General features: G+C 37.6%; 17 protein-coding genes and 1 pseudogene. 10 read left to right on the top strand and 8 right to left on the bottom strand.

The window, feature by feature from the left end:
* The first annotated feature begins 83 nt into the window (after positions 1–83).
* The 3 genes and pseudogenes from BQ9856_RS19375 to BQ9856_RS25820 form a co-directional block, all read left to right on the top strand.
* Positions 84–914, top strand: coding sequence for a sialate O-acetylesterase (locus BQ9856_RS19375; RefSeq protein ID WP_077613455.1), 831 nt, complete (start codon positions 84–86; stop codon positions 912–914).
* A gap of 10 nt (positions 915–924) precedes the next feature.
* On the top strand, positions 925–1,443 hold the full coding sequence (locus BQ9856_RS19370; protein WP_077613456.1) for a PadR family transcriptional regulator: 519 nt from the start codon (positions 925–927) through the stop codon (positions 1,441–1,443).
* 47 nt (positions 1,444–1,490) lie between these two features.
* A pseudogene (locus BQ9856_RS25820) lies at positions 1,491–1,622 on the top strand (cell filamentation protein Fic); the annotation flags it as partial.
* 4 nt (positions 1,623–1,626) lie between these two features.
* On the opposite strand, the gene BQ9856_RS19360 reads toward BQ9856_RS25820, so the two are convergent.
* Entirely contained in the window at positions 1,627–3,654 is a 2,028-nt protein-coding gene (locus BQ9856_RS19360) for an RICIN domain-containing protein (protein WP_077612488.1), read from the bottom strand.
* A 600-nt stretch (positions 3,655–4,254) separates the two neighbouring features.
* On the opposite strand from BQ9856_RS19360, the gene BQ9856_RS19355 reads away from it, so the two are divergent.
* Positions 4,255–4,587 (top strand): MFS transporter, encoded by a 333-nt coding sequence (locus BQ9856_RS19355; RefSeq protein WP_235839257.1) that lies wholly within the window; start codon positions 4,255–4,257, stop codon positions 4,585–4,587.
* Between the two features lie 232 nt (positions 4,588–4,819).
* Here BQ9856_RS19355 and BQ9856_RS19350 read toward each other — a convergent pair whose 3' ends face one another.
* The gene (locus tag BQ9856_RS19350) at positions 4,820–6,598 is read right to left on the bottom strand and encodes a DUF6055 domain-containing protein (protein ID WP_077612487.1); all 1,779 of its coding nucleotides are present in this window, start codon (positions 6,596–6,598) and stop codon (positions 4,820–4,822) included.
* A 478-nt stretch (positions 6,599–7,076) separates the two neighbouring features.
* Here BQ9856_RS19350 and BQ9856_RS19345 point away from each other — a divergent pair, with 478 nt between their 5' ends.
* The 3 genes from BQ9856_RS19345 to BQ9856_RS19335 all read left to right on the top strand — a co-directional run bounded on the left by BQ9856_RS19345 (position 7,077) and on the right by BQ9856_RS19335 (position 9,400).
* A complete protein-coding gene (locus BQ9856_RS19345; RefSeq protein ID WP_077612486.1) occupies positions 7,077–7,325 on the top strand; it encodes a hypothetical protein in 249 nt (82 codons plus the stop codon).
* Between the two features lie 162 nt (positions 7,326–7,487).
* Positions 7,488–8,393: a hypothetical protein gene (locus tag BQ9856_RS19340; protein ID WP_077612485.1), complete on the top strand. Its 906-nt coding sequence runs from the start codon at positions 7,488–7,490 to the stop codon at positions 8,391–8,393.
* Between the two features lie 422 nt (positions 8,394–8,815).
* The gene (locus BQ9856_RS19335; RefSeq protein ID WP_077612484.1) at positions 8,816–9,400 is read left to right on the top strand and encodes an ADP-ribosylglycohydrolase family protein; all 585 of its coding nucleotides are present in this window, start codon (positions 8,816–8,818) and stop codon (positions 9,398–9,400) included.
* Positions 9,401–9,632: 232 nt separating this feature from the next.
* On the opposite strand, the gene BQ9856_RS19330 is transcribed toward BQ9856_RS19335, so the two are convergent.
* Together BQ9856_RS19330 and BQ9856_RS24945 are read right to left on the bottom strand one after the other, a co-directional pair.
* Positions 9,633–9,872, bottom strand: coding sequence for a hypothetical protein (locus BQ9856_RS19330; protein ID WP_077612483.1), 240 nt, complete (start codon positions 9,870–9,872; stop codon positions 9,633–9,635).
* Positions 9,873–9,901: 29 nt separating this feature from the next.
* Positions 9,902–10,051: a hypothetical protein gene (locus BQ9856_RS24945; RefSeq protein ID WP_200801327.1), complete on the bottom strand. Its 150-nt coding sequence runs from the start codon at positions 10,049–10,051 to the stop codon at positions 9,902–9,904.
* Positions 10,052–10,458: 407 nt separating this feature from the next.
* Between BQ9856_RS24945 and BQ9856_RS19325 the strand changes: the two genes are divergently transcribed.
* Positions 10,459–11,301, top strand: coding sequence for a hypothetical protein (locus BQ9856_RS19325; RefSeq protein ID WP_077612482.1), 843 nt, complete (start codon positions 10,459–10,461; stop codon positions 11,299–11,301).
* 292 nt (positions 11,302–11,593) lie between these two features.
* Here the strand turns inward: BQ9856_RS19325 and BQ9856_RS19320 are convergent, their stop codons facing one another.
* From BQ9856_RS19320 to BQ9856_RS19310, 3 genes are read right to left on the bottom strand one after another with little or no spacing between them, the layout of a single operon-like run.
* Positions 11,594–12,364, bottom strand: coding sequence for an ABC transporter permease (locus tag BQ9856_RS19320; protein ID WP_077612481.1), 771 nt, complete (start codon positions 12,362–12,364; stop codon positions 11,594–11,596).
* Positions 12,361–13,017, bottom strand: coding sequence for an ABC transporter ATP-binding protein (locus tag BQ9856_RS19315; protein ID WP_077612480.1), 657 nt, complete (start codon positions 13,015–13,017; stop codon positions 12,361–12,363). The genes BQ9856_RS19320 and BQ9856_RS19315 overlap by 4 nt, the downstream gene beginning before the upstream one ends.
* Before the next feature lie 24 nt (positions 13,018–13,041).
* Positions 13,042–13,479 (bottom strand): MarR family winged helix-turn-helix transcriptional regulator, encoded by a 438-nt coding sequence (locus BQ9856_RS19310; RefSeq protein ID WP_077612479.1) that lies wholly within the window; start codon positions 13,477–13,479, stop codon positions 13,042–13,044.
* Positions 13,480–13,808: 329 nt separating this feature from the next.
* Here BQ9856_RS19310 and BQ9856_RS19305 point away from each other — a divergent pair, with 329 nt between their 5' ends.
* Positions 13,809–14,438: a cupin domain-containing protein gene (locus BQ9856_RS19305; RefSeq protein WP_077612478.1), complete on the top strand. Its 630-nt coding sequence runs from the start codon at positions 13,809–13,811 to the stop codon at positions 14,436–14,438.
* Between the two features lie 171 nt (positions 14,439–14,609).
* Here the strand turns inward: BQ9856_RS19305 and BQ9856_RS19300 are convergent, their stop codons facing one another.
* A complete protein-coding gene (locus tag BQ9856_RS19300; RefSeq protein WP_077612477.1) occupies positions 14,610–15,164 on the bottom strand; it encodes a flavodoxin family protein in 555 nt (184 codons plus the stop codon).
* 148 nt (positions 15,165–15,312) lie between these two features.
* Here BQ9856_RS19300 and BQ9856_RS19295 point away from each other — a divergent pair, with 148 nt between their 5' ends.
* The gene (locus tag BQ9856_RS19295) at positions 15,313–15,648 is read left to right on the top strand and encodes a winged helix-turn-helix transcriptional regulator (RefSeq protein WP_077612476.1); all 336 of its coding nucleotides are present in this window, start codon (positions 15,313–15,315) and stop codon (positions 15,646–15,648) included.
* The last annotated feature ends 230 nt before the right edge of the window (positions 15,649–15,878 follow it).

Raw genomic sequence — 15,878 nt, 5'->3', positions numbered from 1 at the left:
TTATAATAACTGCTATAGTCTAATTAGACTATACTTTAGGTATAAGAAATTAATGATTTTAATTGCTTGGAAAGGAATATATGATGATTAAATCTTTTTTGATGATAGGACAATCCAATATGGCTGGTAGAGGCTTTTTGAATGATGTGCCCCCCATAATAAACGAACGTATACAAATGTTACGCAATGGCAGATGGCAAATGATGATAGAACCTGTGAACTATGACCGACCTGTTTCTGGTGTTAGTTTGGCGGCATCATTTGGGGATGCGTGGTGTTTAAAGTATCCGGAAGATACGATCGGCCTGATACCGTGTGCCGAAGGCGGAAGCCTGTTAGATGACTGGGCCATTGACGGTGAACTTTTTCAGCATGCCGTCAGCGAGGCCAAATTTGCCATGAAACATAGTACTTTGACAGGTATTTTATGGCATCAAGGCGAAAGTGATAGTGCAGGGGGCAAATACAAAGCGTATTATGACAAGTTATTGATAATCGTTCAAGCGCTTAGAGATATCCTTAATGTTCCGGAAATACCGTTCATCATTGGCGGCTTAGGAGACTTTTTAGGTAAAACGGGATTTGGGCAGTACTGCGTTGAGTATGAGCGGATAAACGATAGCCTTCAAAAATTTGCTTTTGAGCAAGCACATTGTTATTTTGTGTCCGCGCAAGGGTTGACAGCAAATCCAGATGGAATTCATGTGAATTCATTATCTCAAAGATATTTTGGTCTGCGCTACTTTGAAGCTTTCGATAAAAGAACTCACGTTTTAGCACCACTGAGCAATGAGGCTGAGCTTTTAGATAGACTTATTGCCAGATTGCATACACCGGCTGAATTGATGTTTGTGAAACAGATGGACTTTGCACTTGGTAAACTTTCTTACGAAGCACTTATAAATGAACAGTGAGGAACAGATTATGATTCCATTGTTAATTTTAGGACTGTTAATACAAAATCCGGGAGCCCATGGATACGAGCTTCTGGCACAAATGGAAGAAAGGCACTACAAGTATATTGTAAATTTTACGAAGGGTTCCTTCTACTATAATCTTCAGCAGTTAGAAGAAAAAAATTTAATTAAGCAGGTTATTCCAACGGAACAAAGCCGGGATAGTCACCATTATGTTATCACGGAGCCTGGGAAAGACGAGTTTCAAAGGTTGATGTACCAATACGGAGCAAAAACAGAGTATGTTAACCTGTCTTTTTATGCTACGCTTTTATTTACCAAGGAATACAAAGACGATAATATGGCCAAGCTTATTAGAATTCAGATTGAGCAGACTGAAGCGAAAATTCAATTATTAAAGGATGCCTTGGAAGGGGAACTTCAGCTCTCAAAATATTTTAGGAAGATGTTAGAAAACTCAGTTTCACACCATTTGGTAAACTTAGAATGGTTTAATTCGCTTTTAAAGGATATGGATTGTCTATAAATTTTCAACTTAAATGGACAATTCAAAGGAATACGTGCTTCCAGCGCCAGGGTGAACTGGTAAAGAAAGCAGTGTGGACAAAATTTGCCTGCACTGCTTTTGATGAAAAATCTTATCAGATTGATTATTATAATTTGGATGTCATTATTTCTGCAGGATATCGTGTCAAATCCCTTAGGAGAACTATGGTGTTGCCGGTTCCAAATACCAATGCTGGCCGTCTCCGCCCCAGTAGTTCCATTGGACGATGTTTCCACCCGGTTCCTTGCTCATATTATATACATCCAGGCAGGATTTTCCTGAGGAACAATTGGTCATTATGGCATAGGTCCCATTGGCTGCAGGTACAAACTTAAATTTCTGCATGTCTCCGCCCCAATAATTCCATTGCATAACATTGGTTCCGTCGGCCGGGTCTCCATTTTTAATATCGACGCAGCTTTTATATCCGGATGCACCGGTCAATAGAAAATAGTATCCGTTTCCGGCTGAGACCAGTTTGAATTTCTGGGCATGGCTGCCGTTATAGCCGAATTGCCGGATGTTTGTGCCGTCTTCTGTTTTTCCGTTTTCTACATCTAAGTATAATTTGCTTAAAGAACTTTTAATATAATAATAACCTTCCAGACCGCCTGTCTGGTCTGATGTTTTGGAACCCCAGATGGCCTGGTCATTGGATCCGATGAGCGAGAATGTCATGGTTTCCTTATGGGAAGAGGATTCGTCGTATTGTTTAAAAAATACTCCCTTATAGGTGACATTATCGATCTTCATGGTACAGTAACAGGTTCCCGGAACAGCGGACCAGGTTCCCGTAAAAGCACCGGATATGGTACCGTCAGCATTTAAGGATACGGAGTAGGTGGGCAGCATCCCGGTTTTGGCCGTTGTGGCACTGTTTCCATGATTGATAAAGTCATAGGTACCAACAATCTCGTTATTAGAATATCCGCTAGCTGACAGCTGGCTTCCCAAATATTCATAAACAGCAGTTACCGGCCATTTGTCCTGATTTAAAAATTGCTGATGCACACGGACCTGATGGTATTCCTCTCCAACGTTAAATCTGGTGTGGTATACCAGGTATCGCTGCCCATTGTCATCAATAAAAGCAGAATTATGTCCGGGTGACATGTAACCGTCCCTGCTTAACTCGGAACTGTCCGCATCTTTTAGGGAGGATAACGCATAATTGCCCATTAATTTGACGCCCTTTGTTGTCTGATTGGCATTTTTGCTTGTGCAGACCGCATCGTTGCCTGCTGCATCCTTATACGGGCCCGTAATATTTTGGGAGCGGAATAAGCGCATATGGTAGCCGCTGAAATCATCGGTCGCATTCAAGCCGCAGTAGGAAAGATACATGTAATAGTATCCCGCTTCTTTATCCCATACAATATAAGAGCCTTCTCCCGTACAGCCGTAACCGCCGGACAGCCGGATGCCGAAATACTGGTCAGAGGAATTGGTTACGGTAGAATAGGTATGGGAATAATCCCTTAAACCTGTCTTGTTATCCAATTTCAGCATAAATATGCCGCCAAACCAGGAACCGTAAGACATCCAGAGCTGCCCATTCTTATCGTACAATACACAGGGATCAATGGCATTTGGCCCGTAAGAGGAATTCCAGGCTCCGTTGGAGAGATACCGGCTTGCAACTCCGGTTGATCCCATTACGGTTTTATAGTCCGTGGCACCGGCCTCTTCCGAATTCCGGAAACCGGAGTAAACGATGGTTCCTGCGTAGGTATAGGGTCCGGTAATGCTGTCCGCGGTGGCTAACGCTATGGAAGAATAGTAATTAGAGCCATTAACGCTCATGTACATACACCATTTTTTCATGTCCTTATTATAGATAACATCCGGTGCCCACAGGTTTCCGCTGATATTGTAATTGCTGCTTCCCCTGGCAGCCCAGGCGCCTCCTTTTGAAAATATGTTTGCATAATCACTATTGATATTGGTGGTGAAGGTTTTCCAGGAAGTTAAATCGGAAGTTACAGCATTTGCCATGTGAGAACCAAAAATATAATATTTCCCGCCGGCTTTCACAACAGATGGGTCATGGACCGATACTCTGTCCGTTCTAAGTGATGCCGCATTGGCAACGCTGGCCTGCCTGGAACCGGCCGGAAAGCCGTAAGGACTTTGAAATAAGAAAACCAGTGTAATAACGAACCAGACAATTCTTTTAAATACTTTTTTCATGTTTATCCATCCTTTCTTCTGGCTCAATGCATGAACGTTATGAGAACGTTAGCTCAGAGCATTTTTTTGACCGATAAAACTAAAATATTTTAACATATTATAAATACTGAATTCATCACCCCTCCTTGAATTTGGTAAAATACACTATAAAAACTGTGGAAATAGGTATAAATATATCGCGTTATACCTATATAATAAAGGGCGATCCTCTGTTCTGTCAATATTAATTTATATAAAGATTAATTAGTTTATGTTCATTAAAACATAGAAAACCCAGGATAAAATTTGATTCGTTGTTGTTACCTGTTATGAAAAAGTGGTAGAATTCTAGACATGATACTTTCTAGTTGAACAACAGCCGCGGAAATGCTGCCAGTTAAGAAGCTTTGGGAGTTGGTACAACTTTATCTGAAATTTGATGATGAACATTCCGGTGATAGAAATAGCAGATGAGGTATGGAAGCAATAGGAGCCGGCTGTACCCGGATTCTACAGATGCCGGGCAGCGGTTCACTGCTTTCATAAGTAATCGTTCTTTTATGATTGAAATTGTTCCAAAAATTTTTGGATATAAGGTAATGCAGCTCCAACAGGAACGGTGTGTTCCGGATATTTACTTTGGAAAAGGAACGGTTCACTGTCAGGAAAGGCAGCTTTTTCATCGCTGCGTTTCAGGGGTTTTTTGTAAAGGCCAGCATGGGTCTTGCCAGTGCGGTTATCGGCTGGCTGCTTAAATTTGGTGGCTATACTGCGAATGAAACACAGACAACAAAAGCTCTTATTTATATAGAAGCCAGCTTTATCTGGATCCCATTGGGACTTTGCATTTTGATCGCCATTATTATGGCTTTTTATAAACTGGATGACGAACGTAAAAACATGGATGTTGAATTAGAAAAAAGGAGAAAAAATCTTGATAGTGTTTTAGGTTAAATTCCAAATTCAGATTAAGTATTGCGAATAGTAATATGTTTATATGTTGTTTGAGCATAATATGGAGGTCAGGGAAAATGATATCTCACAAGGAGCATCTAATTTACCCTGACCTTTTTTATTATTAAATAAAATTAAATACAAGCTGGATTGCAAAAACTGTCAGTCATATAATTATCGCTGGTTGATTTTGCATATTGGCGCTACGCATGTAAAATCTAATTACTCCCCGCTATTCACTAACTACGCCCTGTACCTTCCATTCTAAAATTCCTGTAGATTTTCCATTTGAAACCATCTGAATTCGAATGGATTTAGCAGTTACAGGTTTAAAGGTTGTAGTATTATACTGATTAGCAGTAGTTTTCAAACCTGATGCTTTTTCAACATTAACCCATTTACTTCCATTCCAATACTGAATCATATATGAGGAAGGTACATCAATTCCTTGTTCATCCTTAAACCAATAGATATCACATTGGGAGATGGTATAATTCTGACTAAAATCATATTGTACCCATTGTGTACCTGTTTCCGGCCAGTTTCCATATACACTATGAGTTCTGTCATTTGAGCTTGCAGGGTCATAGCCATCATTCACTGCACTGATGCTTTCCCAACTGGAACAATAGGAGGTGCTTGCTGTTGCTTTTAAGGCTATATTATCTGTTGCTGGGGTAGTTTCTCCGCTTGTGGAAACCTGAACTTTATAAGGATATTTTGTACCAACTGCATCCAAATCAAAGGAGGTTAAGTCAAGCATAGTATCCGGAGTAGCGCAAACTACCAGATAAGCCTTCTCTTCATCTCCCTGAAGCTTCATACTATTTCTGCCACTGTTCCACATAGAAGAATATCTGGTATCCCCGCTCTTCGTTTTGGTTACAATACTCACACGGTAATCTGCTCCTGAAGCAGAGCTGTTTCCTTGAAAATTTACCGTAACCTGCTCACTGTTTCGATTTATATCAAGCGGAATAATATTGTAACCGCCCTGCTGCGGAGCTTTTGCATCCGATACCTGAAGCCATCCATCACCAGTGCTTGTCAGAGTTGTATAAATCTTATCATAATTGGAGCCATCCTGTAAAAGTTCATTTAAATAGTTCAAATAGCTGAATTGTCTTTCAAAATCCATTGTTACCATTCTTCTGGCGTAACCACCCAGCATATCCTTTGTTGAAGTTCCGGATAACCTGGCAAGCTTGTCAAACATATTATCACTGCCGGTATCCCGGAACATCTTTCTCATTAAATCCAGACCTAATCCATTCATATTATCAGGATTTTCTGTTATGTATAGTAAAAATGGCCATGCATCATAATAGTTTTTCAAATGGGGAAAATAGTACTCGGAATTTAGTACAATTGGCTGAAAGAAATCTGAAGTCGGTCCATAAACTGTGCTTCCATATTTATAATAGGTGCTTCCTAAATACTGATCCCGAAACCAGTTTGCAGTAGTTTCATACCATGGATTTGAAACATTACCGCGTTGATGCATCGTAATTGCATGTGCGTATTCATGTGGAATTACCCAGCTTGGCGGATCAACACGCATTGCTCCGGGTTCTACTGCAAGATATGCAAATCCGTCACTGTCACTAGACATATATGCCCAGTCACTTGTTATTTTCGATAAACCTGTTTTATTTATGTACAGGTTGGTTTTGTAATGCGTAGTAGAATTAATTGGGCTATTTACAGAAACACTTGTATCGTAAAAGCCCATTACATTAACATAAAAATCTCTGATTGTCTCTAAGTTTTCCAGATTGCCCTTTACTAACTCCTGAGTAACTGTTCCTGTTTCATCCTGTTTTCCCCAGATAATTTGGAAATGCTCGGATGAAAGCCTGTTTACAGAAGTATCATTCATAGCATAAAAAGCATCTCTTGCTATGTAAGTACCGGATGAACTGGTATTTGCCGCCTCTGCCTTTACACTGCCTAGCATTGCGACTGATAAAATGACTCCTGCTAAAAATCTAAACGTCTTTTTTAATTTCATTCATTCTCCTCCTATTATGGATTTATTTTCTAATTGGTGATTATAAATACTTTTCTATATATAGCTACTTTATAAGTATATATTAGGTGTTTAGATTTTAAAATATTATTTTATAATATTTTAAAGTTTTGTATATGTTATATGCTTTGAATAAGGAATGTAATATATTGTTGTGAACTATTAACAAGAAAAAACTTGAGAATAAAAATGCACCAATCATAAAAGTAATCGTACCTTGCAGATTTACTTATTGGGAGGAGCTTCCGGAGGAAGTAAATGCGGCAGTGTTTGATGCTGCTATGGTATACGCTTAACTCTTAACTTAAGAGGATATGTTGAGTTTTGATTTTCATTGATAGAACAGCCGTTTCCTGCTATACTGGTAGTGAAATTGAACAGGTATAGTATTTTTGAAGTTTCAGGCAGAAGGACAGCATTCGATGTTATGATAAACAGATATGTTTTAGGAGGGCTTTAAATGGTTTTGGAGCATATTTTAATAGATTCAGTCGGCAAAATTTTCTCTTCCGCTTGGCATTGCCGTATTACTCATTTGTATTTTTTCCCTAACCTTTATGTACTGGAGGATATTGACCCTGAGAATATCCCGGCTGTAATGTATTTAAACATAGTTGGCGGTATATCTTTTATTAAACTCCTCTGTAAACGCATCAATTCGCCTTTGCCACAAGGACTTTCTTGCTTACGTCAAAACACTTTTTTTTGAAACAATAGTGGTTCAATTTAATGTGTTCGAACATAAAGTTATAATCATAATCAAAGTGAAGTTTAGACATCAGCAAAAACAAATATAATTGAATGTTTGTAGTGTTTGCTTGACGAGAACAACTTTTTATGTGTTAAAAAAATAGGTGGGAGATTAATCAATATGAAAGTAAGGACATTAAAAAAAGACATGCAAAAATATGGAATTCTGATTCTGTTACTATTGTTATTTAGTAATTTGACTGCATGTGGATCGCAGAATACATTGAGTGATAAGGAGCCGGAAGTTTCACAAAATAAAACGGAGGAAGGCACTACCGGAACTACCGAAGACGATATAGAAGCAGAACAATCTGCAGCATCAAAAGAATCAGATGACACTGAATCAAGGCAGGATGCTGAAGCGTCGCAAATGAACGGAGCAGATTTTGACAGGGAAGCTATGAAGAATACATACACATCTATTCTGGAGGGTATCTATTACAATCACACTTTCCCAGATGGTCAGGCTTGTGATTGGGAGGATAATGGTGATATTTCGCAGAATCGATTTTCCGTATTTGATATAGACCAAGACGGCAAAGAGGAATTAATTCTTGAATATATAAATGGATCCATGGCGGGTATGGTAGCATTGATATATGATTTTGACAACAATACCAAAACTGCAAACGAAGAGTTTCGGGAATTTCCAGCTCTTACTTATTATGATAATGGTGTAATCCAGGCAGAATGGTCACATAATCAAGGTTTGGCAGGAGATTTTTGGCCCTATACCTTATATCAGTTTGACAGAGAATCAGATAGCTATGTCAATGTCGGAATGGTAGATGCATGGGACCGGTCGTTATCAGAGACAGATTATAATGGGGACCCATTCCCTTCGGAAAGTGATACCGATGGGGATGGAATCGTGTATTATATCATGCAGGATGGAGAGTATGAACTGGATCATCCAGTAGATTGGGCAGAATATAAGCAGTGGCGTGATTCTTATATGGGCAATGCGAAAGAGGTTAAGGTTCCATTTGTAAATTTGACTGAAGAAAATATAGATGATATTCAATAGTATCCCTAATATGATACAATGCATGAGTTTAAGAAATTATTAGTACTGCTTGAAGATTGACGGATTTACCTATTTAATTGCAGGTCATATCATTAAGCCAGAGATAATTCCATTTGTCTTTGGCTTTTTTTCGATAAACTTATAAACCAGAGCCGTGAGGCTCTTATTTTATTGCCCTTTTATAAGTTGAAAGGAATTTTATATGAGCAACTTCCTCTTCCATGGTCCCAATCACTTCTTGTGGAATGCCGTAAGCCTATAGCTAATTAATAGTCATGTATGTGCCACCAACAATGGCCACTTCATTATCAAGATACGTATGACTAACATTTTTGTATGGAATGAATAAAAAAATAATAAGAAAAACTATTAGGAATATATAAGGTTAATAATTGGAAGATATAAATTATTGACAAAACTATATGTACTCCAATGTTGAAGAAAAAGTTAGAAGTAAATATCATATTAAAGATGAGGAGGTAATTCGGGCGTATGATAGAAAAAAAATTGCACCGGAATCAGCAGCCTGTCTGAATCCGTATCGTGAGTGGATCGGTGCACAGATCCGGGGAGATTTCTATGGGTATGTTAATCCGGGTAATCCGTTAGAAGCAGCAAAAATGGCATATCGTGACGGTGCAGTCAGCCATATAAAAAATGGAATCTATGGAGAGATGTATGTTGCTGCACTTATTAGTTTGACTGCTGTTTCGAAAGATATGTTATGGAATTGTTCCGAAGCTTTGAAACAGATTCCCCCAAAATCCAGAATTGCAGAAGATATTAACATAATACTGAATAAATACCGGGAGAAGGCATCCTATGAATCAGTCATTCAATATATCCATCAAAAGTATAATCAAAAGGATTTTTTTGACTGGTGTTATGTAAATCCCAATGCCATGATCGTTACTGCCGGTATATTATGGTTTTCCGATCAATTCGGAGAAGCAATCATACAGACAGTATTAGCAGGGTTTGATACTGATTGCAATGGCCGGTTCTAAATACGAGTATCCATCGTTATACGCAAATCCCTTTGGATGAAATTGCAGAGCGGACAGCAGCACTGGTGATATGTTAGATAATAGAACAGACTATTCTTAATTGGATTAATTTAGAATTATATCTCTCTTTAAAATAGATTTCCGGTTTTGAATGTGATACCGCAATCCCTTATAAAAAAGGATTGCGGTTTTTACTTGCAGTTTCATATAAGATTATAAAATCTGTGTTAAGTTACTTCCAACCGGAAAGCCAGGTCTTGTCATTAGCAACAGCAGTTACTACTTCTTCTCCGGATTTGAAATCGTCAAAGGTTCCATTATTAATTTCGCTGATGACTTTGCTTAACAGGTTTTCATAATAAGCTTCAGGTGTCATATCAGTTGTGGTTTGGTGAAAATGCTGCTGGGATTCAGAAGAGGCTATTCGTGCATATTCGTCTTTTACCTGATCTATGAGTTTATCACGATTCATATAATTTGCTCCTTTGCATAAAAAGTTTATTATTTATCGTTACCGGGTTTGTGGCGGCTGCCAGACTGCTTCTTGGTATTTCGGCTTTCTCCATCCAGCGCGCTCTCTGTCATGGCAGGGCCGCCATTCGATTTTTTCTTACGAATCGGTTTCGGGTCGATTTGTGAATCCTTTGCCATAATTACTCTCCTTCAAAATTAATAGTGTTATTATTTACAGGTAAAAAGATATTATTCAGAAGTATGATTATATGACCTTGGGAGTAATCCTGTTTCTACTCTTGAAGCTGTTAAGAATAAAATTCTTGGCATGCTGAATGGAGAAAGGGATTTATCTATGGCATAAATCCTGCCTTTTCTGCATATCATCTTATTGTATATAACAAATCAGCTTGTCCATTGTATAACAAATTTTTATATTGAAAGTGTTCGAAATACGTTATTAGTTTTTAAAAACGAGTCAATATAAATAGATGATATTTTAGGGGCAAACTGGCAAAAGGTGATAGCTGTGTTAAATAAAATGAAAGGGGATAAATTATGTAAGTGCAGACAAGAAAATATATTAAAATATGGAGGATGGTTATATGGTAAGGAAAGCTAAAAGTTTTAAAGTATTAACTACGGTTGCTATGGTATGTTGTATAGTATCATTGAGTGGTATTACTGCTAAAGCGCAAAGTGTTAATGAAACAGAACCTAATAATAGTATGGAAACTGCACAACTTATACAAGCAAATAATGAAACAGCGGCCCAGGCTGTTAGCGGCAATAGACCCAATCAGTATGTAGTGAAGGGGTATACAAGTAAAACAGATGAAGATTGGTTTAAAGTCTATTTAAATGCAGGGGTACAATATGTTACTTGTAATGATAATTCATTTGATTATGAGGTATATAATTCCGACAGTAATTTAGTATCTTCCGGTTCCTATTCCAAAAGTCGCTTATTTCCAACCGCATATCCTTTTAAAGCTTCCTCAAGTGGATATTATTATGTAAAAATTAAAGGAATTACATCAACATCATCAAGTTATATTATGCTGGTTGGCGGACCTACATATTTAGTAGCAAATTGTTCTGTATCTCTAGGAAGTATAAATATGAGCGGCAGCGATGTTACAGTACCGATTGATTTACGATTTAAGGATGCAATACCAGAAGGTTCTGTTGTATATACAATAACAATGAACGGGGTAAGAAGCACATCTGTAAATGGAATTACATTGAAAAATTTAACCAGCAACAGTACAGTTGCTTTAAATAATTTTTCGTGGAATAAGACTGGACTTGTTTCAATGAACATGCCGGTTAAAGGTAGTTGGCAAATAATTTTTGATTATTATAAAAATACAACGTTTACACCAAAGCTCAATTTATTTTTTGCATATCCGTTGACTTCTGTGTCTGTAAATGATATAGAATTTTAGAGGGCAAAATTTATAGGAACATTTCCCTGCCGCCAAGGCCTTATCAGGCTTAAGCGGCATTTTTTTATCTTCTTAAGGCATTATGCATGTAACCGGAAATTCCTTGAACAGGGAAAAGAAAACCCGGGATATATTGAGCTGGGGATGCGGGTAAACGGAGCAGAAGGGTATGTAGAAATCCTGTAAGTGTTGAGATGATTTTTCCTTTGAGGCCTGATCCGCCGCTTTTTGTTTGTCCTGAACAGTATAGTAAAGGCGTCGAATTCGGCGCCTTTAGAAAATGAACAACTGGTTATTTTATCAGGATTAACTGTTTTCTATTGTTAAAAAAACTCCTGTAAGAAAGATAACAGGCTAAAAAGGAAGATATGGAAGTTGTTGAAAGCAGCATGAAAGTAACCATTATCTGATATTTTATCGCTTCCATCGGTGATGACCCGGCGAGGATCAGTCCTGTCATCATGCCGGGAAGAGATACGATACCTAATGTTTTCGCCGAATCGATCGTAGGCAGCATGCCAGTCTTTATGGAATCGCGTATGATTTCGATAGAAGACGGTAGTATGTCGGCTCCTAATGAAAGCTTTGTTTCTACTTCCTCACGTTTATTTTTAAAATCAGCCGCTATTTGTTTATAGCACAGCCCCAATGCAACCATGGCATTACCAATAATCATTCCACTGACAGGGATAATCTGATACGGTTCATATTGTATTGTTTTTGACAAAACCAGGATCGCCAAAGTTACGGTAGTTCCAACTGTTATAGATAAGAAAGATATCATAAGCCCTTTTTTAACAACCTTCCCTCTCTTTGCAGCATTATATGCAGCATTAAAGATCATGAAAAACAATAAAAGGGTTGTAAAAAGCGGATTGTTAAAGCCAAAAACATATTCTAAAACATATCCTACGGCAACAAGCTGGATTACCGCCCTGAACACGCCAATAATTACTTCCTTTTCCAGTTTGAGCTTTTGCCAATAAGAAAAGAAGAGTGTCACTAATACGAGAGAAGATGCCATTAGTAACGATGTTATATTGATTGTATTTGAAGCATTCATAATATGACCTCCAATGATTTTATTTCACCGGCTTCAATTGTCAAAAGCTTATTGGCATATTTCCTGCTTTGTTCAAGATCATGGGTGATCCATAAAATGGTTGTACCTTCCTTATTCAGTGCAGCGATAACGTTTTCAACGATTTTTGTATTATCCACGTCAAGGGCAGAGGTAATTTCATCTAAAAGCAGAATTTCAGGCTTAAAAAGTAAACTTCTGATAAGTGCAATTCTTTGCTTTTCGCCTCCTGAAAGGTTCTTTACGTCTTTATTTAAATAGTCAGTTGTCATATAAAACATAGAAAATAAGTCATTTACTTTCTTTTGGTCGGGCTTTAAATTTCTTATGAAAAAAGGGAAATTAATATTTTCCAGCACTGTATCGCCGAAAAGATATGGAGTCTGAAAACAATACCCGATACTTTTCCGCAATTCTGGGGGACTATACTCGGTAACATTTTTACCCCTGTAAATAATATTCCCATTGCTGGGACTAAGCAAATGGCTGCAAATCTTAAGAAACGTACTTTTGCCGCTACCTGATGGACCGATGATTGAAATAAAATCGCCTGACTCGATGTTCATTGATGTATTTTTAAGAATAATTTGACCGTCATTGGCAAAAGATACGTTCTGAAATTCAAGTAATGACAAAATAAGCACCTCCGTATTTATTCATTATTCGCTGCCAAGAAAAAATAAAGTGTCTTTATTTACGTTATTTAGCAGTTCAGCAAGTAATTTCTTTAGCTGCTCTTTTTTATCGTTATCAAGAGTATCAAAAAAATGCTTTGAAAATAGCTTATCCTCTTTTATATGCTTCTCTACAGCTGTTTTTCCTTCCGGTGTGACCACAAGTTCTATGGTTCTTCTATCAATATTCGTCCTTAACCTTTTAATTAACTTTTTGTTTTCCAACCTGTCTATAATCCCTGTGAGTGTGGAAGGGGGAATGCTATATTGTTTTGAAAGGTCTTTGGCTGCCATTTTTCCGTTAAAAAATATCCTTTCTAAAACGTACATATCCTGAGGCTGAATCTTTGAGGTTTGAAGCTGATATTCATTTTTGAATTCAAAGACTTCCAATAGTTTATGGATCAAAGTGTTTTCATCCAAAGTATAGCCTCCTGTTAATTTATTTACGAGTATCATAAAATACGATACTCGAATCAAATTATAACACCTGTTAGTGTTTAAATCAATAAAATTTTCATTAAAAATGCACCGCTGCGTCCGGACAATGGAGCATATTGTTCGGAGTATAATTAACTAATTAAAACAACAAAAATTTGTATGAACTGTACAATTTGAAATACATATCAAGAAAAATACTGTCAAAATGTCTGATTTTGATAGTGAATCAAACGGATAATGACAACAAAAAATATAAAAAAGGGATATAATTATATCATCATATCTAAAAGGTTACACAAAAGGAAAATAATATGAGCTCATATATTTTTGAAACAGTTGAATTTAAAAATCAATATCCGGTTAATGCTTTTGTGGCCTCTATTCAGAGCAGCAGTTTTCACTGGCACTATGAATATGAGTTAATTGTAGTGCTGAAAGGCAGTATTACAATAAGTGTCAGTCCTAAGCCGATCACTTTGTACCAGGGAGATATTATCCTGGTGAATTCCAAGACTGTACATGAAATAAAAAGCGAGGATAAAAACATCTGCATGATTTTACAACTGGATCCGGGACTTTTTAAAAAGGAGAATAATGATAACATTTATTATCGTTTCTACTTGAACAGTGTTGTGAATGAAGAACCTGTAAAAAAGGAATACACCTACTTTGTAAAGAAGGTGGCTGGGATTGTATTACCTACACTGCAGCAGGATAAGAAAAGCTGCTACCGCTTAAGAGCTGAGATTTATGGCTTGATTGCAGATTTATTTGAATATGTACAGTATGATATGCATTTAAAGACAGAGCAGTCTGACAGTAATGCGGCTATGCTGATGAAAATCATTGATTATTTGAAAGATAACCTGTCAGAAGAGGAGGTTGTGAACCGCCTTTATAGAGAAATCGGCATGGGGGAAAAGACTGTATATGAGGAATAGAAAAAACAACAGAGAAATGATCGAAAAACTCTGCGCGGATTGCAGGTACGGTGCGATTGCAGGGAGTATGAAATAGCTGAAAAGAAAGGTGATTGTGCATCCGCGGCAATCACCTTTCTTTCCGCTTTAATTGTAACATATAGAATCAACAACAAGACTGTTATGAGAAATTCATCCTATTAATTTTTCACCGTCTTGAAATGCTCTTAAAGATAACTCCTCAAACATTGCGGAGTCAGGATCAGCATTGGTTCCGCAGCAATGAATGCTGTCCTCTAATTTCCAGCCATATGTTTCTAATACATCATTGGCAAATTTAATGCCTTCTGCACCTATCTTAGGATCAGGGTTTCCCTGAGCAAATATTGTTATTAACTTTTTGCCTGGATGTCTGGGTGCAAAGTTAACTCCAAGCATTGGAAAGGTACGGTCTAACCAGACTCTTGCCTGACCTGTAATTTGATAATAATAGATCGGAGAACCGAATACAATGGCATCTGCTTCAGCGATAGCCTCATACATGGGCTGCAGATAATCTTTCACAGCACAACCATCATGGGTACGGCAATAGAAGCATCCCTGGCATCCGCGGATTCCGGGATCGTTTAAATCAAATTCAATAATATCGGCACCTTTCGATCCGGCACCTTTTGCTACCTGTTCTAATAATTTTGCAGTATACCCATTCTTTCTTGGACTGCCTTTGAAAATAACTACCTTTGACATTTCGCATCTCTCCTTTTTAACCCTAAATTTTCTTAGATCAAGTCTATGGTCTATTGATAAATTTTATTATATTTAGTAACATATAAAATAACAAGTACGCAAAAAATATTCAGTAACTAATATTAATATAAGTAATGGAGGCCGCTTTATGGAAGATTGTTATGTTAAGTATGCTATGGATATGATAGGCGGGAAATGGAAGCTGATGATCATTTGGACTATGTCTCAAAATGGAACGATCCGGTTTAATGAACTGCAGAGAAAAGTTGATGGCATATCCAGCCTGATGCTTTCGAAAAATTTAAAAGAACTTGAACAGGACCAGCTTATTATTCGCCATCAATACAATGAAATTCCGCCAAGAGTTGAATATGAATTATCAGAACTCAGTCAAAAGCTGATAACCGTTTTACACACCCTTGGAGAATGGGGATATGAAGTTAATGAATATAAAAAATCACCAGAGCTTCTTAACCGACATTAAAGAGGCAGTGCGTTATTGGCGCATAAAATAAATTTATCCCATTCTTACGGGAAGACAGACAGCAGAAAAGAAAGGCGGTTGCCGCGGATGTGCAATCACCTTTCTTTCCACCTTAATTATAGCATATGGAACCGCCAACAACAAGACTGTTTTTCTGACCGGAGTTGTGTTAGACTTTTGGAACAATGGTTTAGGAAGTGGATTTCCTGCCGATTCTAAAAGAGAGGTGG

This window comes from Clostridium sp. Marseille-P2415 (genome assembly GCF_900155545.1).
Lineage (GTDB): Bacteria > Bacillota > Clostridia > Lachnospirales > Lachnospiraceae > Lacrimispora.
Note: the sequence above shows the minus strand (reverse complement) of the source record. Positions and strands in the feature narration are given on the sequence as shown.

Bases quoted from the DNA above. Each gene is read 5' to 3' on its own strand.
- BQ9856_RS24945 (WP_200801327.1), bottom strand. From the start codon at position 10,051: ATGGCAAAGGATTCACAAATCGACCCGAAACCGATTCGTAAGAAAAAA.
- BQ9856_RS19340 (WP_077612485.1), top strand. From the start codon at position 7,488: ATGAAAGTAAGGACATTAAAAAAAGACATGCAAAAATATGGAATTCTG.
- BQ9856_RS19350 (WP_077612487.1), bottom strand. From the start codon at position 6,598: ATGAAATTAAAAAAGACGTTTAGATTTTTAGCAGGAGTCATTTTATCA.
- BQ9856_RS19325 (WP_077612482.1), top strand. From the start codon at position 10,459: ATGGTAAGGAAAGCTAAAAGTTTTAAAGTATTAACTACGGTTGCTATG.
- BQ9856_RS19295 (WP_077612476.1), top strand. From the start codon at position 15,313: ATGGAAGATTGTTATGTTAAGTATGCTATGGATATGATAGGCGGGAAA.
- BQ9856_RS19375 (WP_077613455.1), top strand. From the start codon at position 84: ATGATTAAATCTTTTTTGATGATAGGACAATCCAATATGGCTGGTAGA.
- BQ9856_RS19305 (WP_077612478.1), top strand. From the start codon at position 13,809: ATGAGCTCATATATTTTTGAAACAGTTGAATTTAAAAATCAATATCCG.
- BQ9856_RS19300 (WP_077612477.1), bottom strand. From the start codon at position 15,164: ATGTCAAAGGTAGTTATTTTCAAAGGCAGTCCAAGAAAGAATGGGTAT.
- BQ9856_RS19360 (WP_077612488.1), bottom strand. From the start codon at position 3,654: ATGAAAAAAGTATTTAAAAGAATTGTCTGGTTCGTTATTACACTGGTT.
- BQ9856_RS19320 (WP_077612481.1), bottom strand. From the start codon at position 12,364: ATGAATGCTTCAAATACAATCAATATAACATCGTTACTAATGGCATCT.
- BQ9856_RS19370 (WP_077613456.1), top strand. From the start codon at position 925: ATGATTCCATTGTTAATTTTAGGACTGTTAATACAAAATCCGGGAGCC.
- BQ9856_RS19345 (WP_077612486.1), top strand. From the start codon at position 7,077: ATGGTTTTGGAGCATATTTTAATAGATTCAGTCGGCAAAATTTTCTCT.
- BQ9856_RS19330 (WP_077612483.1), bottom strand. From the start codon at position 9,872: ATGAATCGTGATAAACTCATAGATCAGGTAAAAGACGAATATGCACGA.
- BQ9856_RS19335 (WP_077612484.1), top strand. From the start codon at position 8,816: ATGTACTCCAATGTTGAAGAAAAAGTTAGAAGTAAATATCATATTAAA.